This window comes from Klebsiella africana, from assembly GCF_020526085.1.
GTDB classification, from domain to species: domain Bacteria; phylum Pseudomonadota; class Gammaproteobacteria; order Enterobacterales; family Enterobacteriaceae; genus Klebsiella; species Klebsiella africana.
This window is the reverse complement of record NZ_CP084874.1, coordinates 4,126,457-4,144,921: the sequence shown is the minus strand read 5'-3', so window position 1 is coordinate 4,144,921 and position 18,465 is coordinate 4,126,457. Positions and strand designations below refer to the sequence as shown.

16 protein-coding genes, 1 tRNA gene and 1 pseudogene are annotated in these 18,465 nt (G+C 52.5%); 10 read left to right on the top strand and 8 right to left on the bottom strand.

Translation table 11 applies throughout. The features are described from left to right. Nucleotides 1–4: 4 nt before the first annotated feature. The 3 genes from LGL98_RS20030 to LGL98_RS20020 are packed head-to-tail and all read right to left on the bottom strand — an operon-like array spanning nucleotide 5 to nucleotide 3,898. Entirely contained in the window at nucleotides 5–2,560 is a 2,556-nt protein-coding gene (locus LGL98_RS20030) for a fimbrial outer membrane usher protein (protein ID WP_136031945.1), read from the bottom strand. After that, nucleotides 2,544–3,302: a fimbria/pilus periplasmic chaperone gene (locus LGL98_RS20025; RefSeq protein ID WP_136031944.1), complete on the bottom strand. Its 759-nt coding sequence runs from the start codon at nucleotides 3,300–3,302 to the stop codon at nucleotides 2,544–2,546. The genes LGL98_RS20030 and LGL98_RS20025 overlap by 17 nt, the downstream gene beginning before the upstream one ends. Before the next feature lie 59 nt (nucleotides 3,303–3,361). Beyond that, a complete protein-coding gene (locus LGL98_RS20020; RefSeq protein WP_136031942.1) occupies nucleotides 3,362–3,898 on the bottom strand; it encodes a fimbrial protein in 537 nt (178 codons plus the stop codon). A 477-nt stretch (nucleotides 3,899–4,375) separates the two neighbouring features. Between LGL98_RS20020 and LGL98_RS20015 the strand changes: the two genes are divergently transcribed. The 7 genes and pseudogenes from LGL98_RS20015 (at nucleotide 4,376) to LGL98_RS19985 (ending at nucleotide 9,799) form a co-directional block, all read left to right on the top strand. After that, nucleotides 4,376–5,122: a winged helix-turn-helix domain-containing protein gene (locus LGL98_RS20015; RefSeq protein ID WP_168435310.1), complete on the top strand. Its 747-nt coding sequence runs from the start codon at nucleotides 4,376–4,378 to the stop codon at nucleotides 5,120–5,122. After that, a complete protein-coding gene (locus LGL98_RS20010; protein ID WP_136031938.1) occupies nucleotides 5,095–5,595 on the top strand; it encodes a hypothetical protein in 501 nt (166 codons plus the stop codon). Before LGL98_RS20015 ends, LGL98_RS20010 begins: the two co-directional genes overlap by 28 nt. Nucleotides 5,596–5,642: 47 nt before the next feature. Then, nucleotides 5,643–7,205 carry an EAL domain-containing protein gene (locus LGL98_RS20005; protein ID WP_136031937.1) on the top strand — a complete coding sequence of 521 codons (1,563 nt, stop codon included), beginning with the start codon at nucleotides 5,643–5,645 and terminating at the stop codon, nucleotides 7,203–7,205. 56 nt (nucleotides 7,206–7,261) lie between these two features. Further along, on the top strand, nucleotides 7,262–7,996 hold the full coding sequence (locus LGL98_RS20000) for a winged helix-turn-helix domain-containing protein (protein WP_136031935.1): 735 nt from the start codon (nucleotides 7,262–7,264) through the stop codon (nucleotides 7,994–7,996). Then, nucleotides 7,969–8,458 (top strand): annotated as a pseudogene (locus tag LGL98_RS19995) (hypothetical protein). Before LGL98_RS20000 ends, LGL98_RS19995 begins: the two are co-directional and overlap by 28 nt. 208 nt (nucleotides 8,459–8,666) lie before the next feature. Beyond that, nucleotides 8,667–9,203 (top strand): Ail/Lom family outer membrane beta-barrel protein, encoded by a 537-nt coding sequence (locus LGL98_RS19990; protein ID WP_136031933.1) that lies wholly within the window; start codon nucleotides 8,667–8,669, stop codon nucleotides 9,201–9,203. Nucleotides 9,204–9,442: 239 nt separating this feature from the next. Beyond that, the gene (locus LGL98_RS19985) at nucleotides 9,443–9,799 is read left to right on the top strand and encodes a DUF4156 domain-containing protein (RefSeq protein ID WP_136031931.1); all 357 of its coding nucleotides are present in this window, start codon (nucleotides 9,443–9,445) and stop codon (nucleotides 9,797–9,799) included. A 58-nt stretch (nucleotides 9,800–9,857) separates the two neighbouring features. Here the strand turns inward: LGL98_RS19985 and LGL98_RS19980 are convergent. From LGL98_RS19980 to proB, 3 genes are all read right to left on the bottom strand, one after another. Further along, nucleotides 9,858–9,933, bottom strand: a tRNA-Thr gene (locus LGL98_RS19980). A 113-nt stretch (nucleotides 9,934–10,046) separates the two neighbouring features. After that, nucleotides 10,047–11,300 (bottom strand): glutamate-5-semialdehyde dehydrogenase, encoded by a 1,254-nt coding sequence (proA, locus tag LGL98_RS19975; RefSeq protein WP_136031929.1) that lies wholly within the window; start codon nucleotides 11,298–11,300, stop codon nucleotides 10,047–10,049. A 10-nt stretch (nucleotides 11,301–11,310) separates the two neighbouring features. Then, nucleotides 11,311–12,414 (bottom strand): glutamate 5-kinase, encoded by a 1,104-nt coding sequence (proB, locus tag LGL98_RS19970; protein ID WP_004144574.1) that lies wholly within the window; start codon nucleotides 12,412–12,414, stop codon nucleotides 11,311–11,313. Between the two features lie 289 nt (nucleotides 12,415–12,703). Here proB and phoE point away from each other — a divergent pair, with 289 nt between their 5' ends. After that, the gene (gene phoE / locus LGL98_RS19965) at nucleotides 12,704–13,756 is read left to right on the top strand and encodes a phosphoporin PhoE (RefSeq protein ID WP_004144576.1); all 1,053 of its coding nucleotides are present in this window, start codon (nucleotides 12,704–12,706) and stop codon (nucleotides 13,754–13,756) included. A gap of 44 nt (nucleotides 13,757–13,800) precedes the next feature. Here the strand turns inward: phoE and LGL98_RS19960 are convergent, their stop codons facing one another. Beyond that, entirely contained in the window at nucleotides 13,801–14,367 is a 567-nt protein-coding gene (locus LGL98_RS19960; RefSeq protein WP_004191825.1) for a C40 family peptidase, read from the bottom strand. A 411-nt stretch (nucleotides 14,368–14,778) separates the two neighbouring features. Between LGL98_RS19960 and LGL98_RS19955 the strand changes: the two genes are divergently transcribed. Beyond that, nucleotides 14,779–15,648, top strand: coding sequence for a DMT family transporter (locus LGL98_RS19955; RefSeq protein ID WP_136031928.1), 870 nt, complete (start codon nucleotides 14,779–14,781; stop codon nucleotides 15,646–15,648). Between the two features lie 94 nt (nucleotides 15,649–15,742). Continuing rightward, entirely contained in the window at nucleotides 15,743–16,408 is a 666-nt protein-coding gene (locus tag LGL98_RS19950) for an HAD family hydrolase (protein ID WP_136031926.1), read from the top strand. Nucleotides 16,409–16,911: 503 nt separating this feature from the next. Here the strand turns inward: LGL98_RS19950 and LGL98_RS19945 are convergent. Beyond that, nucleotides 16,912–18,275, bottom strand: a protein-coding gene (locus tag LGL98_RS19945; protein ID WP_113772100.1) for an IS3-like element ISKpn1 family transposase whose coding sequence is annotated in 2 segments (ribosomal slippage) — nucleotides 16,912–17,807 and nucleotides 17,807–18,275 — 1,365 coding nt in all. Because the reading frame shifts where the segments join, the coding sequence is not laid out codon by codon here. Nucleotides 18,276–18,465: the final 190 nt, after the last annotated feature.

The window sequence follows — 18,465 nt, the reverse complement described above, 5'->3', positions numbered from 1 at the left end:
GAGACTATTTCCTCTCGCAGGTAGTCGTAAGATAAATCACGTTTTCAGGAGAATGCATATCGAACTGGTAAGGCACACGGCAACGCCGGTTGGCGCCTTTTCCCCAACGCACCAGTAATGAGCCTGAGGGTGTGCTGATCCGGGCATAAACCTGCCCGCCTTGCCCGACCATCCCAATGACGGCCCCTTCGCTATTCATAACCTCGGCGCCCATTGGCGGTATGCCGCCATCGGCCATTTTCACCGAGATGAGCACCGCTTTGCCGGTAATCGTCGAGAAGTTCACCCGGGCGATCGCGCCAGCATAGGGAACCACCTGTTGACTGCCCCCCGTCAGCTCAGCATCGCTGCGCATCCGCCGGGTATCGAGTGAGACGTTGTTGCGACGATAGGGAGATAGCGAGGGCAAAATGGCATACCCAAAACGGTCGATTACCGCCCCCTGACCATTCTGCACGACGGCGCCCTGTGCGCCATCGGCGTGAATTAATGCAAACGTGTCGCTGGCGTAGGGGCCGAACGTCACGCCACCGGAGTGCAGCACCATGGTTCCGGAGGAACCTAGCGCCACCTGACGATAGTCTTTTCCCTGATCGTAGCCCACGCGCAGCGCGCCGAAACGGGTGTTTTGCTGGACATTGCCGCCAAAAGTCGTCGATGTCCCTTCCTCTCCATTGCGATAGCGCTCATAGCCACCGTAGACCGACCAGGAGAGGTCGCTCTGCTCGCCACGGGTTCCGTTCATCGACAGGGTTGAGGAGCGGTTCGCGCGCGACTGGTTATAATTCATCGCTACAGATGTCGGGTTGTCGTCCCAGTCAAAGGGAATGGATAAAGTGAGCGACAGCGTTGTCTCGGTATATTTTTGCCGCTGGTTGAGATCCTGCGGCTCGTTAACGCTGTGGTAGAAGCGGCCATCGTCCCAGGTGGAACGCTGTCTGGCAAGGTTGAATCCATAACTCACTTTTCGCCACTGGTTGCTATAGCCCAGCTGCAGTTGCGTGATCCGCGACCGGTTATTGTAATAATCAGCGGTACTGGCGCTGAGATTGAGCGTTCCCAATCGACCTAACGGCTGGCTAACGGTTGCAGAAATACGTTGGCGTTGGTGTAGGGTATCGGAGTAATAAACAACGCTGTTTTGCTCCTGTTGCCGGACGCCAAACACATCTTCTAAATCGCGGAATCCGCCGGTTGAGTAGCGATAGGCCGCCAGTACCAGATTAGTGCCTGTGGAAAAGGTCTTGCTATAGCTGAGCTCCGCGCGCCAGCCCTGCTGCCGATCGTTATGTTCCACTCGTGCGCCAGACCAGGTGGCATTCATACCGAACGCACCCAGACGGGTTGCCAGAACGCCGCCAGCCAGCCAGGCCTGATAATCATGCGCCAGACGCGATCCAAGATTAAGCGTGAAATGATTATTCACCCCGTGCTGCAGGGTTCCCTCAAGAAAGCGGTTGTCGATGCGGTAATATTGGCGAACCTTGCCAAGAGCAAAAGCGTAGTGCCAGTTACCAGGGCGCACCGAGTCGGGAACGGCGGAATAGGGGACGGTAAAGCGTGATACTTTTCCGGTAGTTTCAATCACCTCAACCTGCAAATCCCCCTGATAGCGGGTGTTGTAAAGATCGTCTATATAGAACGGGCCCGGTGGGACATGGGTTTCATAGATAACTTTGCCTAGCTGTTTGATGACCACCCGCGCGCTGCTTGACGCTACGCCATGCACCTCCGGCGCATAGCCGCGTTTACCCTGCGGCCACATGCGCTCATCCGTGGCGAGTTTAATACCATCAAACGACAGGCTGCCGAATAAACTGGAGTCGGTATAGTTATCGCCAAATGCCATGATGCTGTCGATTGCGGTGAGTGGCCGCTGTACCCAGGTGCGCACGCGATTATAATGCCAGGCGCTACCGCTTTGGTTACTGTCGGCATAGCGCAGGTTCCCCTGATGGCGGAGCTGCCATAGGCCAATATTGCTGCCAACGTTGATGCCGCTCCATAAATAGTGGTAGCGGAAGTGCTGACTGGTGTTGTCTGTGTGGGTCCAGTTGGTGTTATGGCGTAAAAACAGCGCCAGCGCGCCGCTGTCCCACTGCGAAGGCGGGATATAGCCGCGCGGCCTGTGCATCAGCTCGCTCATCGGCAGCGTAAGCCGGAGCTGTAGCGTCGCGCTATCAAATTGCCATTCACCGCGGGATACCCATTCCCTTAGCGGACGACAGCTATTTTGCAGCGCGTTGTCCGGGAGCGATTTAACCTGGGCGGCCTGCATCAGCGATAACGGAAGGCAGGGCTCGGTGCGCTGTCCGCCATTAACTGGATTGAAGCGGATTTTTACGCCGGATTTTATCAGTGTTCCATTGACGATAACGTCAACCAGATACTCTCCGGCGGGGGTGTCGGGTCCGTTAACACTCGCCATACCTTGTCCGTAAGCGGTTCCCTGCAACAGAGAGGGGTCGAAATAATATTCTTCACCGAAAGCCTGACCAACACAGGCTACGGCTAAGATAACGAAGATATTTTGGCGTGAGAATTTAACCTTCAGCGACATGATAACGCTCGCTTATCCTTGCACCCTGGTCGTTAACCACCGTCACGGTGACGGTACCGTTAAGTGAACTGGCGTTGACGTTACCCGGTATCCAGAAAGTGCGACTGGAAAAAGGGGGGACCATGTCGACATTAAGCTGGCGTGAAGTACCATTTACTTTCACGCTCAGATTACTGAGGGATGCATACCAGGGTTGCGGATTGCTGATGACAATACCGGCGCCTTTTCGGGCATTACGTACCACGGTGATGTGCAGTTTTTTCGCCAGATTACCTGGTGAACCAATCCCTTCCGGCCGGTAGAAGAGTTTGATCCGCGTCCTTAGCATCACCAGCACTTTATTTTGCTGGCGGCCACCTATATTGGCCGGCGGCACCTGCAACGCGTTGAACCAGAAAACCGATTCACGATCGTGCGGCAGCGCTTTACTCTGGCTATACACTACGCGGACGATCTGTCCTGATTTCGGCTGGATTCGAAATACTGGCGGTGTAGAGATAAAAGGAATGCCGCTCGCGTTCTCCGGCCCAGTATGCAGATCGCCATTGTCAAACCAGGTTTGTACGATATAGGGAAAGTCATCGTTATTTTTTAGCTGTACATCGACTGAGGCGACGGCCGATGAATAAATAATCCGACTGCCTACAATGGTGACGCTGGCCCAGGATCCGGTAACGGGAAAGAACAGGGCTATCAGCACCACCAGATAGCGTAGCCCTGAACGGAGGGCATCCTTTTTCATCGTAACAACTCCATTGCTATCAAAAAGGTCCGACGGCAAGCACCGGACCACGGAGAGTTTTACAGGTAGGAAACGGCGTACTGGAGAGTGGCTTCGACCGTACCGGCCGATGCTGCTCCTGAGGCGTAATACTGCGCGGTGTAGGTGGCGCTGGCTTCCGTCTCTCCAGGCTTCAGTTGAAGATCGCCTTCACCTTTGAAGCCGTTGGTCAGGTTGATGACTTTATTTGCAGTATCAAGGAGTTGTACTTCAACGTTGGTCGCGTCTCCCGTATTTCCGAGATTACCGTTGCTGGTCACCTGGTTACCAACGAAGACGGTAGAGATTTTGGTTGGTCTATCGGCATTACCCGTGCAGCCGGTGAGACCAATATCAAATGTCACCTGACCTGCGACATCTCCGCCTTTCGCCAATTCCTTGGCACTCACCGTCGGCAGAATAACTATTGGTTTTGCCTGATTGCCGTTAATCGCTACAGAACAGGTTTCATCAGAAACTTCACCGCGAAAGGTAATAGTATTATTAGACACGGCTAGCGCGCTGGTGGAAATAAAAACTGAGGCTGTTAATAAAGCCAACGTGGTTTTCTTGAACATGGTCGTTTCTTCCTTTATTGCTATTCACTTTTAAATAACGAGGCTCACTCTGCGATTGAAACAGATAAAGACACCGTCCTTAAGTTAATGCAAAACAAAATAGTATCTCGCCTGGTGATTTTATTGTGCAGTTCCCAGTGATAAGGTTGTATAGCGACGCAGTCAATCACCGAGCGGTGCCATCATGTTTTAAAGGCAAGCTTACTCCCCCTTTTCTTAAAAGAGCTTACTGATGTTCTGAATAATCCTTAAATTTATCTTACTCGGCTAGCGTGTTGAAATTCAAACAAAGGTAAGGAAAATTCATAAAACAAAATAACCTATTGATTTGAATGTTTTTATTAAGTGTAAGCGGCAAGGCTTAAGCCAAGGGTTATGTGTTATGAATAGATTGGGAATGTTAAGGTGGATGAAATCATTTTACCCTGTGTTAATATGGCAGGCGACAGAGTAAGTGTATTGAAGAACGGGTTTGCCATGGATGAAGAATCGTTGTTAATCGCTAAGAAAGTGATATTTGATAGTGCCAGAATGACATTGGCTAATGGTAATAAAGTTATTAAGATCTCAGAATCGGAGACAAAGTTACTCCTGGCCTTCTATCGTGGTATATATAAAAAAGAAGATATTATTGACTTCGTCTGGAAGAACCGTGCAGGTTGTGTCTCAGAATCAAGTTATTATAAGTTGATTAATCAGATGCGGAATAATTTTTCGCTCATTGGCCTGAAAGCGGCCGATATTGTTACTCGCCCCCGAATTGGTGTTTCATTGTCACTGCCGTTAGAACCGTTCAAAAAAGAACGTTCAGAAGCAGGCGAAAACACCAGAGATACAACGCGGGATAAAGATAGCCGACAGACTCATCTCGCGGAGAATAAAAAATTTTCTGCCAAAATACGTCTTCTGGTGCTGACAATGTTGATGATGCTGTTAACGGCTATAGCGATGCTATTTCAGCATGCGCCAGCGCAAAATAAACATAAAAGCAGTTTCAGGATGCTTGGCAATAAGGATGGCTATCTCTTCTTCAGGATGGCGAGCGATAAAGTGACATTTAAGGAGGTAGTTTCAGCCTATAACACCCTGACGCTGCCGCTATGTCGCCAGAACGGCCATTATCTTTATTACCTCCGCGAGCCGAACATGAATCTTTTTTTGCAGTGCCTGAATCCTGTTGAAACGGCGGTACCAAAATGCATTACCATCAAAGAGCGTTACTGATCATCCTGTGTGGTCTGCTCTGCGCATGTATGGTGCTGGCAACGCAGGTATATCGAGGCGCCAGACGCGATACGGAAGAAGTGAGTAATCTTATTTGCACTGCTAAATCAACTGTTTATATAAAGCCGCGAGAGTTAATCTTGAACGGAACATTGGTGCTGGACTTTAAGTCCAATCGGATTGCTATTCATTACGCCGTGCAGGATCAACAGCGGGAGCAGCGGTTATTCTTTCAGGATATCACCATCAGTGCGCTTAACCGCATTGGCCTGAAAACCTACACTTTCCGGATTGAAGCCGTACACAAATTTGATTCTGATACGACGGGGGAGATGTTTTCCTGGCTGCGCCTTCTGCAACCGACAACCGTGAATGAGCTGACGATCAACAAAATTGGTCAGCGAACCTATCTTTTTTCACTCAACCGGCAGATCTATAATTTTTGCACAACCAGCGGTAGCACCAAAGCATAATGGATGTTGCGGTCAGCACATCCATTCGTGAATGAGAGGCGAAACCAGTGAAACTAAAACTATCGTTTATCATGTGTGCAGTGCTGGTCCCGCTGGTTATGATGATTACGTTAGCACTGCTCGTCAGTGTCCTGCAGTTTAAACAGGATGTCGCCCTCAGTGCGAAAACCTTATTACGTTTTAGTGAAGATGTCTCAACTGCTTCATGGCGGGTCACTGAGAAAGCCGTAAAATTAGCGGACAGGCCCTGCGCTGAAATCCTGTTGGAGCTAAACCGTACCCGCGCTTTTACTCCTTATATCCGTGATATTGGTTTGCTGGAAAAGGGCAATCTGCTCTGTTCCTTTGTTAGCAGAGAGCAGGCGCATCCTTTTCCACTGCCACCAGGTAAAACGCTCCCAACGCCGCTACCTGCCAGGTGGGTTCGTTCATTTAGCTGGATGGCCGGTGGGCCTGGCAGGCCCGCGGTGGTTTACACACAGCAAGTCGCGGCGGATAAAGCGGCGTTTGTTATCGTCGATTCTCGCTATGTCCAGGAGCTGATGGATGTACTCTCAGAGGAGAGAGCGGCTGTTTTCAGCCTGAGATTTGGTAAAGGCGATGCCATTATCAGTCAACCAGCACAGTATGATCGAATCGTGATGACCCAGAATTACGTCACTGACGACGGAAAAATTTCGCTTACCGTCGCTGCGCCTCTTGGCACATTGACGGCAGTTTGGATGAGATCTCTGCTTATTTTTATCCCTCTCTCGTTTTGCTTCTCATTTATGACTCTGTTTCTTTACCGGCATTGGTCGAAAAAGCGGATGTCCATGGCGCGAGAAATTGTCCGTGGTATGAAAAATGCGCAGTTTACGGTGCATTATCAACCTGTATTTAACGTCAAACGCGGTAATTGTGGTGGGGTAGAGGCATTAATGCGTTGGCCTCTTCCCGATGGTCGTTTTATTACACCGGACATCTTCATCACCGCCGCAGAAAACGAAGGTATGATCGTTCCGCTTTCACGGCATCTGTTTAAGCTCATCGCCCAGGATGTCGAAAGGTGGCAGGTCGCCGAAGGCTTTTATATCAGCGTTAATATTTCCCCTGAACACCTGGTACATGAGAGCTTTATTGAAGACGTTGAGTTGTTACAGGCAAGATTAGGTAAACTGCGTCTGATGCTGGAGCTCACCGAACGCAGCCTCATTGTACAACCAGCACTTGTGTCAGATAAGCTGATACGGCTACGTGAGAAAGGCATATTGATAGCGATTGACGATTTTGGCACCGGCTACTGTTCGCTTTCTTACCTCCAGCAGCTACCCGTTGATTATCTGAAAATCGATCGTACTTTTGTCGATACGATTGATACCAGCGGTAGCGACGTGCCTATTCTGGATACCATTATCATGCTTAGCCATAAACTCGGTCTTAATATCGTTGCGGAAGGCGTGAGTTCAGAACATCAATTGAGCTATATCCTCAATCATAACGTAGGATTTATACAGGGCTATCTTTATGCAAAGCCTATGTGTTCATCTGATTTTACGCACTGGCTTGATACACATGCCAACGAGCAAAATGACAGGATTAAATGCAAAAAAGGTTCAATAAATCAGTAACCACTGAGGTAACATAATGGTTTAACCTGAACGACGCATTCTTAACAGAAGGTCTTATGAGTAAGAAAAAATACCTAATTGATAAGAAAGTCATTCTTGATTGCGAAAAGATGACCCTGTCGTGCGATCGCGAAAGCTTGAGAATCTCTGAATCCGAATGCAATTTACTCATTGCTTTCCATCAAGGGTTATTTAAGAAAGATGACTTGATTGCCTGGGTATGGGGACGAAAAGGCGTTGTGGTTTCCAGTGCGAGCTATTATAAATTAATCAACCAGTTACGCGGTTCATTTGAAAAGGTCGGCCTTCCTGCCTCAGCGGTATTAACGCGTCCTAAGGTCGGCGTAACGCTCTCGGTATCCATCGAACCATTGCCTGATGCTTCAACACCTGCAATGCAAAATATCGCCAGCGATACCGTTGCGCCAGTTACAGACGCATCGCCAGAGCCAGCGCAAATTTCTCCGTTTACCATCAGGAAAGAGTGGTTTTTTTTAATCGGCGCAACGTTATTCTTGCTGGTAATGATTTATATATACCATAACAGTAAGCCAGATTATTTTTCTGAACTGGGGACCTATAACGGATATACCTTTTACGGTGTTACAGAGGATAACCGTACTCTTGAGGATGCGGTGGGGGCTTTTTCCGAGCTGAGCCCGCAAGTCTATAAGCAAAATGGCAATTTTATTTATTATATTCGTGTCCCTAACACCAATATTTTTGTTCAGTGTCTGAATCAACTGAATGTTTCGGAGCCCAAATGCATCACTATCAAAGAACGGTATTGAACAGCATTACGCTGCTTATCCTGGCGGTATCCTTCGCGTTACTGATTATACATGTACGTCAGCAACGCTACCCTTTATCAGATTTGAACGCTTTTTTATGTACTACCAGGACGGTAACCTCAGTTCAGCCGGGGGATTTTCAGGCAGATGGCAATATCGTCCTTGATTTCAAAAATAAACGCATTACGCTGCAATATGACATCATCACCACCCAGCAGATAAAAAAAAGTATTGTATCGCGATGTATATATAAAAAACCTGAAAATGCCGGGAGCTGGGATTTATACATTTGATGTTGATTCGGTAAAAGTATTTTCAACTGATACTGCCGGTGATTTTTTAGCACATTTTCGCTTGCTGCACCCTGGTGCCGCTAATGAAATAAGAGTCACCAGAGTCGGTAATAGTACCTATTTGTACTCAATAAATCGTCAGATATATAACGTTTGTACCTCGCAGTGAACCTGGGTTTGCGTTGCCAGTTGGCTATTATCAATAAATATCAACATCTTACTGAATCATACTTTTTCTGAAATTGACGGTAAAATTTATGTAAGACTAATTTCATAACTTTCTCTCGATTTTTCTGGTTATATTGCTGCCGCAATCGGCCTTCTACGGTCATTGCTTGTTAATAAGCATTGAGTTATTCAGCAAAAAGGAGCTTTACATGCAGCGTATTTTTTCACCATGGATTTTGGCAGCACTATTATTTTCGCCCGCATTAGCGGTGGCGATGGAGAATCATACTCTCTCGGTTGGCTATGCCCAAACCCACCTTAGTGCGTTAAAGAAATCTGCCAGTAAAGATCTTCGCGGACTCACACTAAAATATCGTTATGAGTTCAATTCTGACTGGGGAGTGTTAACCTCTCTTACCGCCACTCGTCATGAAGTACAAAATTACAGATGGGACGCGGGAAAGTTACATAAAGATGGGGATAATACTACCAGCTATAGTTCGTTAATGATTGGACCGACCTATCGGTTTAATGACTATATAAGTTTGTATGGTAATGTCGGCATGGCAGAAATGAAGATAAAAAACCGCGATAATCATTCCTCTTCAGAAGATGCTTTTGCCTATGGTGCAGGCGTAATCTTTAATCCATTAACGAATCTTTCCCTTGGCCTCTCATGGGAAACCGCTAAATTACTTTTCGTCGATACAAACACATTTGGTGTGAGCGTAGGTTATCGTTTCTAATACATAAAGACGCCTCTGTTTATGGCAAGGAATACACCATCTCAAAAAAATAAAACATCATGACTACGGTAAGAGACATTATGGTCCCTTAAGACATTTATATTGCGATCATTTTTAAATCGTATATCGCCTTGAATCTCCTGGGATAGCAATATTTTATTGCCAGCACAATGCGCCTCAACATTAGACTGGTTTCGCAAGTACTGATTATTTTTAGCAGAATTGATTAAGGAACTAACATGAACAAAAAATTGGTCTTTGTGGCCGCTTTTATGCTAACAGCTTGTAGCGCTAACTCCTTACAACATGGTGCTGAGGGAGTACGTATAACACATAACGAACCTGATGCTTCGTGTACCTATTTAGGGGACGTGACTGGTAGCCAGGGCAATTTTTTCACGGGAGGATGGACGTCAAATAGCAACCTTGAGACGGGGGCCCGCAATGATCTAAAAAATAAAGCGTGGAAAATGGGGGGGAACGTCGTGGTACTGTTAACCCAAAGAGCGGGTCAGACCGGTAGCGTCTATCATGGCACAGGCTCAAGCCAGCAAACAAACGTTACATTAAGCGGCACGGTTTATCGGTGTCGGTGATGATATCTGTATCTATGGACTGAAAATCAATTACGGAAGGACAAGGAAAAGTTGGAAATGGTGCCGATAATAGGAGTCGAACCTACGACCTTCGCATTACGAATGCGCTGCTCTACCAACTGAGCTATATCGGCCCTGCAAGAGGTGTTCACGAGCGTGAATCACGAGGCAAAAGGTTAGAACTTAGCGGGCGATGCGTCAATAGCCAGTGGAATCAACTGCCTATTTTTGCATCGCCCGTTCTCATTTACGCACGAATGGTATCGTCGCCGAAACCAATCCACTTATAGGTGGTTAACGCTTCCAGCCCCATCGGGCCGCGGGCGTGCAGCTTCTGGGTGCTGACTGCCACTTCCGCGCCGAGGCCGAACTGGCCGCCGTCGGTGAAGCGCGTGGAGGCGTTCACATATACTGCGGAAGAGTCCACTTCATTGATAAAGCGGTTGGCGTTACGCAGGGTGCGGGTCAGGATGGCGTCGGAGTGCTGGGTGCCATGCTCGCGGATATGGGCGATAGCCTCATCCATATCAGCCACCACTTTGACGTTCAGATCCAGCGACAGATACTCGTCGTCATACTGCTCCGCTTTCACCGGCTCGACCTTCGCCGGGCCGTTTTGCAGCGCGGGGAGGGCGGAAGGGGCGGCGTGCAGGGTGACGCCGCTCTCGGCCATCTGCTTGCTTAACGCCGGCAGGAAGGTGTCGGCGATGTTGCGGTGCACCAGCAGCGTTTCCACGGTATTGCAGGTGCTCGGCCGCTGGGTCTTGGCGTTGACGATGATCTTCAGCGCAGGGGCGATCTCGGCGGTTTCATCAACGAAGATATGGCATACACCAATCCCGCCGGTGATCACCGGGATCGTTGACTGCTCACGGCACAGCTTGTGCAGGCCCGCGCCGCCGCGGGGGATCAGCATATCGATGTATTTATCCATCTTCAGCATTTCGCCCACCAGCGCGCGATCCGGGCTCTCGATAGCCTGTATCGCGGCGGCCGGCAGACCGCACTCCTGCAGCGCCTGCTGGATCACCTTCACCGTGGCGGCGTTGGTGCGCCAGGTCTCTTTCCCGCCGCGCAGGATCGCCGCGTTGCCGGTTTTCAGACACAGGGAGGCGACGTCGACCGTCACGTTGGGACGCGCTTCATAAATTACGCCAATCACCCCCAGCGGGACGCGGCGACGTTCAATACGCAGACCGCTGTCCAGCAGCCCACCGTCGATCACCTGGCCGACTGGATCGGCCAGATTGCACACCTGGCGCACATCGCTGGCGATGCCGCTCAGGCGCGCCGGGGTCAGCGCGAGGCGATCGAGCATCGCTTCACTCAGGCCATTGGCGCGAGCTTCGGCTAAATCTTCCGCGTTGGCGCGCAGAATATCGTCGGTCTGCGCTTCCAGATAATCGGCGATCTTTTCCAGCACCTGGTTCTTTTCCCGGCTGGAGAGTAACGCCAGCTGCCAGGAGGCCGCTTTGGCGGCAATGCCCATTTGTTCCAGCATTTTCAGCTCCTTAACGGATGATCATATCATCGCGGTGGACGGCCACCGGGCCGTATTCGTAGCCCAGAATGGCATCGATTTGCTGCGAGTGCTGGCCGGCGATAAGGCGCAGCGCATCGCTGTTGTAGCGGCTGACGCCGTGAGCGATGTCGCGTCCTTCGCTATTGCGGATGCGGATCACTTCGCCGCGGGAGAAGTTGCCGCTGACGATTTTGATGCCTTTTGGCAACAGCGAGCTGCCTCTTTCGAGGATCGCCTGGGTCGCGCCCGCATCGACGGTGATTTCCCCCGCCGGCGGCGCGCCGAAGATCCAGCGCTTACGGTTCTCCAGCGGAGACTCCTGGGCGTGGAAGCAGGTGCCTACCGGCAGGCCTGCCATCGCGTGGCCGATGACGTCCGGGCGGTTGCCGGCGGCGATGATGGTATCAATCCCCGCCCGGCAGGCGACGTCCGCGGCCTGCAACTTGGTGCCCATGCCGCCGGTGCCGAGTCCGGAGACGCTGTCGCCGGCGATGGCGCGTAGCGCGTCGTCGATGCCGTAGACGTCTTTAATCAGCTCCGCCTGCGGGTTGCTGCGCGGGTCGGCGGTGAACAGCCCTGGCTGGTCGGTTAACAGCAGCAGTTTATCCGCCCCGGCGAGGATCGCGGCCAGCGCGGAGAGATTGTCGTTATCGCCCACTTTGATTTCCGCGGTGGCGACGGCGTCGTTTTCGTTAATGACCGGGACGATGCTGTTATCCAGCAGGGCGCGCAGGGTGTCGCGGGCGTTGAGGAACCGCTCTCTGTCTTCCATGTCGGCGCGGGTCAGCAGCATCTGGCCAACGTGAATGCCATAGATAGAAAACAGCTGTTCCCACAGCTGGATCAGACGGCTTTGTCCCACCGCCGCCAGCAGCTGTTTGGAGGCGATGGTGGCGGGCAGTTCCGGGTAACCAAGGTGCTCGCGCCCGGCGGCAATGGCCCCGGAGGTCACGATGACAATACGGTGTCCCATGGCGTGCAACTGTGCGCACTGGCGCACAAGCTCGACGATATGGGCGCGGTTCAGGCGACGGGACCCGCCTGTTAAAACACTGGTGCCCAGTTTTACCACCAGCGTCTGGCTTTCACTCATGATTCTCTGCCGTTCAAAAGGAATATCGATATCGAGCTGATGTTGTAGCAGGAGTCGGCCCGCTTGCCAACACCCGGGGCGGCGGGCGCGCCATTTTATTGCGCAGGATCGGGCATTCTGGAGAGGGGATGTGACAAAAATATGTCAGATACATTTAAATACTCTTTTTTATAAAAAGTTCCATATTGTCATAAATATTTAATATCCCGGCGTTAAAAAACCTCCAGTTTTTGATGGGCGAGCGCCCGCAATTGAATAGCGCGTATAAATAAATCACCAGGACTGAATAATGAAAAAGAGTACTCTGGCATTAATGATGATGGGCTTTGTGGCTTCAACAGCGACGCAGGCAGCGGAAGTTTATAATAAGAACGCGAACAAGCTGGATGTGTACGGCAAGATCAAAGCCATGCACTATTTCAGCGACTATGACAGCAAAGATGGCGATCAGACTTACGTGCGTTTCGGTATTAAAGGCGAAACGCAGATTAACGACGACCTGACCGGCTATGGCCGTTGGGAATCTGAATTCTCCGGAAACAAAACAGAGAGCGACTCCAGCCAGAAAACCCGTCTGGCGTTCGCCGGCGTGAAGCTGAAGAACTACGGCTCCTTTGACTACGGTCGTAACCTTGGCGCCCTGTACGACGTGGAAGCCTGGACCGATATGTTCCCGGAATTCGGCGGCGATTCCTCTGCCCAGACCGATAACTTTATGACCAAGCGCGCCAGCGGCCTGGCGACCTACCGCAACACCGACTTCTTCGGTCTGGTGGATGGCCTGGATCTGACCCTGCAGTACCAGGGGAAAAACGAAGGCCGTGAAGCGAAGAAACAGAACGGCGACGGCGTTGGCACCTCGTTAAGCTATGACTTCGGCGGCAGCGACTTTGCCGTCAGCGCGGCCTACACCAGCTCCGACCGTACCAACGATCAGAACCTGCTGGCTCGTGGCCAGGGTTCGAAAGCGGAAGCCTGGGCGACCGGCCTGAAATATGACGCCAACAATATCTACCTGGCGACCATGTACTCTGAAACCCGCAAGATGACCCCGATCAGCGGCGGTTTTGCCAACAAAGCGCAGAACTTTGAAGCAGTGGCGCAGTATCAGTTCGACTTCGGTCTGCGTCCGTCCCTCGGCTATGTGCTGTCGAAAGGGAAGGATATCGAAGGGGTTGGCAGCGAAGATCTGGTTAACTACATTGACGTGGGCCTGACCTACTACTTCAACAAAAACATGAACGCATTCGTGGATTACAAAATCAACCAGCTGAAAAGCGATAACAAACTCGGCATCAACGATGACGACATCGTCGCGCTGGGTATGACCTACCAGTTCTGATTAACCGCAGAACCACCCGCCGCAGCCCTGGCTGCGGCTTTTTTTTAGCGGCGATTCTTCGCCAGATGCAGGGTGTCGCTGTTCATGGTGATCTGCGCGTTATACTCCTTCGGCAAACGGCGCGCCTGGTAGAACGCCGATTCCCAGTAAGGGTTGTCCAGCGAAGAGCGCATCACGCCCTGGCTGCTCGAGGCGTGAAGGAAATTATGATCGGTATCGTAAAAGCCAACGTGCATCCCGGCCCGGGTGCGGAAGAACACCAGATCGCCGGGACGTAAATCGCGCTTATTAACCCGCACGCCCATGTGCAGCAGCTCGCGGGTGGTGATCCGCTCCATCGGCAGGTTAAAGCGATCCTTCAGCGTGCGCCAGACGAAACCCGAGCAGTCGACGCCGCTTTGTTCAGTACCGCCCCATTCATAGGGGGTTCCCTGCCAGGTGTGCATCTGGTCATGCAGGGCCGCCACCACCGGGATCAGATCGTCTGATCCGCTATCAATGGTCATATCCGCATGAGATTTTGTGTTCTTTGCCTGTTTCGGTGAGGAGGAGCACCCTGCCAACAACAAAAAAGGAATTAAAAAGAGAGCATGCGTCAGTTTTGGCTTCATATCGTTATTTTCGAAGTAGCAAGCAGACTGCTTTGTTTTATAGCTGATTAAAAACCACGGCTGAATAAGCCGAGGCCGCCTTTACGTTTATTTACGATTAAAAATAAACAACCCGGAGAGGGATCACCCATAAAAGGCAGTTGTCACTTCCGAACGGCCTGTGCCAGGATTCTGATAGAACATTTCACGAGGCACTCCATGACGCATTACGCCATCTCTAGCGAGACTTTGCCCGGCGCCGCTTTTGACGCGGGGTGGATGACGTCTGCGCCTCATCATTGCTTCACCACGCTCTGCCCACCGCCTCCCCCTCCAGACCGGGTTGTTTTCGGCGCTTAACGCCGTCTTTAGCAGGCGCTTACCTGCCGGTATGACGCTTGATACCTTGTGTTTGACGTTCTGGAGCATGCTATGCACGTTCGCTATTCTCTGCTCGCCTCGCAGGCGACAACGGCCCTTTTTGTGCTGCTGTGGGGCAGTGCGGCCATCTTCACTCGCTGGGGACTGGACAACGCTTCGCCGATGGCGCTGCTGGTCTTTCGTTTTCTGGTTGCCCTGGCTGCGCTGGCGCCGCTGGCCATCGTCCGTCGGCGCTGGCTGCCCGCGCCGGGTACCCGCCTGCAGACAGCGGCTACCGGTCTGATGCTGATTGGCGGCTATTCGGTCTGTTATTTCGAGGCGATGGCTAACGGTGTGACGCCGGGACTTATCGCCACCATCATGGGGATCCAGCCCATCCTTACGCTTTGCGTGGTGGAGCGTCGCCTGCAGGGGCGGCGGCTGACAGGACTGCTGCTTGCCCTGGCGGGGCTGGTTCTGTTGGTGTGGCGCAGCCTGGCGGCCTCGCCGATGGCGATGGTGGGGATCCTGTTTGCGCTGGCGGCGCTGCTGCTGATGACCTTTGGCGCGCTGTGGCAAAAGCGCAGCCGTCAGGCGCCAGCGGATGTCCTGCCGCTGCAGTACGCTGTCAGTCTTGGGCTGTGCCTGCTGATTGCCCCGGTCAGCGGCTTCCAGTTTACCGTTAACGCCGGGTTGATTATTCCGGTGCTGTTTCTCGGACTGTTGATCTCGGTGGTCGCCCAGTTGCTGCTGTACCGTCTGCTGAGCGCGGGAAATATTGTCAATGTCACCAGCCTCTTTTATCTGGTGCCAGCGATCACGGTCCTGCTGGATTATCTGCTGCTGGGCAACCGGCTGTCGGCGGCGGCGATGGTCGGTATGGTGGCGATCATCGGCGGGATCGTGCTGGTGTTCCGCACCGCGAAGGTGCGCGCCGGCTGATGGCGAGCCGGGCGCTGCGGCGTCCGGTTCATTCTCCTGTCATCTTTTTTACGCATGATCCCGGCCGCTTATTTTGATCAACAAGGGAAAGCACATGGGCAACTCGCTGACGATTTTCGATCTCGATAACACCCTGATACAGGGCGATAGTAGTACGGTCTGGAGCCAGTTTATGGTTCGTGAAGGGCTGGCGACGCAGAAGGGGTATCTTGCCCGCGAGGCGCGGCTGATGGCGGATTATGACCGGGGGGAAATGAATATCGTCGATTATGTGGCCCTGATCCAGGCGCCGCTGGCCGGAATACCGAAATCGGATGTTGATGCGCTGGTGGCCCGCTGCGTGCGCGAGGCGATCCTGCCCCGGGTCTATCCGCAGGCGTGGGAACTTATCCGTCGTCTGCAGGCCGAGGGGGAGCAGATGCTGATTATCTCCGCCTCGGTTAGCCTGCTGGTGCAGGCGGTGGCCGCCGCGCTGGAGATCGATCAGGCGCTGGGCATTGACGTGGCGATGGTCGACGGCGGCTACAGCGGGGTCATTGCCGGGATCCCCAGCTATCAGCAGGGGAAGGTGGCGCGTCTGGCGCAGTGGCGCGAGGCGCATCCGCAGTATGACGGCGAGGTGACGTTCTATACCGATTCCATTAACGATCTGCCGCTGTGCCTGCATGCGGATCGCGTGCGGCTGGTCAATCCCTGTCCGCAGCTGCAGGCGGCGGGTGCCGGATACGGCTGGCCGGTGCTGAGCTGGCGGCTGGAATAGCGGAGCGGATAAATTTTCTGCGGGTTCAGTCGTTCCTGGCCGGATAAGCCCTGTAGGCCGGGTAAGGCGCCAGCCGCCACCCGGCATAAAAGCAGCTCCGTGCCTGATGCCATCGCCCGGCGGCGCAGTCCAAGTTGCTTGCCGGGCCTACAGACAGTCGGAGCCGGACAAGTAGGCCGGGTAAGGCGCAGCCGCCACCCGGCATAAACGCAGCTCCGTGCCTGATGGCATCGCCCGGCGGCGCAGTTGCTTGCCGGGCCTACAGACAGTCGGAGCCGGACAAGTAGGCCGGGTAAGGCGCAGCCGCCACCCGGCATAAACGCAGCTCCGTGCCTGATGGCATCGCCCGGCGGCGCAGTTGCTTGCCGGGCCTACAGACAGTCGGAGCCGGACAAGTAGGCCGGGTAAGGCGCAGCCGCCACCCGGCATAAACGCAGCTCCGTGCCTGATGGCATCGCCCGGCGGCGCAGTTGGACTGACCCCATAAAGTTGGATGGTTCATATTAAGCGGCTTTCAGAGCCTGGGTTCGGTACTCTACCGGACTCAGGCCTTTTAATTTCAGGCTTATCCGCTCGTTGTTGTAGTAATGGATATAGTCCTCTACGGCTTTTCTTAGCGCACTGACACTCCTGAACTCCCTCAGATAAAAACACTCCGATTTCAGGGTCCCGAAGAAGTTTTCCATCACTGCATTATCCAGGCAGTTTCCTTTACGCGACATACTCTGCGTCATCCCATGCGCCTTTAAACGTTCCTGATAGCTCCTCATCCTGTAATGCCAGCCCTGATCCGAGTGCAGCAGCGGAGCATCTCCCGGTCTGAGCTTCGGGAACGCACCGTCCAGCATCGTATTCACCATCTCCATCACCGGCCTTTCCGACAGGCTGTAGGCGATAACCTCCCGGTTAAACAGATCGAGAACTGACGACAGGTAAAGCTTTTTTCCCTGTACCGGGAACTCTGTCACATCTGTTACCCATTTTTCGTTGGCTTTTGACGCACCGAAGTTCCGGCTCAGGATATTGGGCGCGGCCTCGCCCGTTCTCCCTTTCCAGGCACGATATTTTTTAGCCCTTATCACAGACCGGAGTGACAGTTCGGCCATCAGCCGCTGCACTGTTTTATGGTTTATCCGCAGCCCCTGTTTTCTCAGTGCGAGCGTGATCCTGCGGTAGCCATAACGACCTTTGTGATAGTGGTATATCTTCCTGATGTTCTCTTTAAGACCCGCATACCTGTCCCCTTGCTTCAGTGCATTCATATTGTAATACCACGTACTACGGGACATACCGGCCGCCCGCAGAAGGTCCCGCAGAGCGTGTTCATGCCTTAGTTCACTGATTATCAGGGCTTTTTGCCATTTTTTTCGCTCTGAACCAAGGCTTTCAACTTTTTTAGATAGGCATTCTCTGCCCGCAGATAACGCAGTTCGGCCCTGAGCTCTTCGGGGGAGAGTTTTTCCAGCTCTTTATCTGTCAGTGGTGGGATATTTTTTGGCTTTGTCATTTTTCCGGGCCGTCCGCATTGCATGTTTAAAAGACCTTCCGCTCCGGCATCGTTGTACACGTCGAGCCAGCGCCGGACAAGTATTTCTGCGGAGAGATTAAACCGGGCAGCCGCTTCACGCATCGTCAGGCGGTCACTGATAACCGCCCGGACGACCACGAGTTTAAATTCATCGGAATAATGATTATTTTTTGCAGTCAGGCCTTCTGCACCGTGGAACTGCCATGCCCTGACCCAGCGACGGACAGATGTTCTTTCAATACCAAAAAGGTCGGCTGTGCTCTGTTCTCCGTCTTTACCGGACAAATAATGATTAACCACAGCCAGTTTTGTTTCAGGGGAATACTTTGGTTTAGCCATAAAACTGCACCTTACTCAGTTGGGTGTCCAACTTTTGGGGTGCAGTCCAAGTTGCTTGCCGGGCCTACAGACAGTCGGAGCCGGACAAGTAGGCCGGGTAAGGCGCAGCCGCCACCCGGCATAAAAGCAGCTCCGTGCCTGATGCCATCGCCCGGCGGCGCAGTTGCTTGCCGGGCCTACAGACAGTCGG

Excerpts from the sequence above, each read along its gene's own strand:
- LGL98_RS19960 (WP_004191825.1), bottom strand. The coding sequence starts at position 14,367 with ATGAAGCCAAAACTGACGCATGCTCTCTTTTTAATTCCTTTTTTGTTG.
- LGL98_RS19985 (WP_136031931.1), top strand. The coding sequence starts at position 9,443 with ATGAACAAAAAATTGGTCTTTGTGGCCGCTTTTATGCTAACAGCTTGT.
- proB (WP_004144574.1), bottom strand. The coding sequence starts at position 12,414 with ATGAGTGAAAGCCAGACGCTGGTGGTAAAACTGGGCACCAGTGTTTTA.
- LGL98_RS19955 (WP_136031928.1), top strand. The coding sequence starts at position 14,779 with ATGCACGTTCGCTATTCTCTGCTCGCCTCGCAGGCGACAACGGCCCTT.
- LGL98_RS20030 (WP_136031945.1), bottom strand. The coding sequence starts at position 2,560 with ATGTCGCTGAAGGTTAAATTCTCACGCCAAAATATCTTCGTTATCTTA.
- LGL98_RS20020 (WP_136031942.1), bottom strand. The coding sequence starts at position 3,898 with ATGTTCAAGAAAACCACGTTGGCTTTATTAACAGCCTCAGTTTTTATT.
- LGL98_RS20000 (WP_136031935.1), top strand. The coding sequence starts at position 7,262 with ATGAGTAAGAAAAAATACCTAATTGATAAGAAAGTCATTCTTGATTGC.
- LGL98_RS19950 (WP_136031926.1), top strand. The coding sequence starts at position 15,743 with ATGGGCAACTCGCTGACGATTTTCGATCTCGATAACACCCTGATACAG.
- LGL98_RS19990 (WP_136031933.1), top strand. The coding sequence starts at position 8,667 with ATGCAGCGTATTTTTTCACCATGGATTTTGGCAGCACTATTATTTTCG.
- LGL98_RS20025 (WP_136031944.1), bottom strand. The coding sequence starts at position 3,302 with ATGAAAAAGGATGCCCTCCGTTCAGGGCTACGCTATCTGGTGGTGCTG.
- LGL98_RS20010 (WP_136031938.1), top strand. The coding sequence starts at position 5,095 with ATGCATTACCATCAAAGAGCGTTACTGATCATCCTGTGTGGTCTGCTC.
- phoE (WP_004144576.1), top strand. The coding sequence starts at position 12,704 with ATGAAAAAGAGTACTCTGGCATTAATGATGATGGGCTTTGTGGCTTCA.
- LGL98_RS20015 (WP_168435310.1), top strand. The coding sequence starts at position 4,376 with ATGGATGAAGAATCGTTGTTAATCGCTAAGAAAGTGATATTTGATAGT.
- proA (WP_136031929.1), bottom strand. The coding sequence starts at position 11,300 with ATGCTGGAACAAATGGGCATTGCCGCCAAAGCGGCCTCCTGGCAGCTG.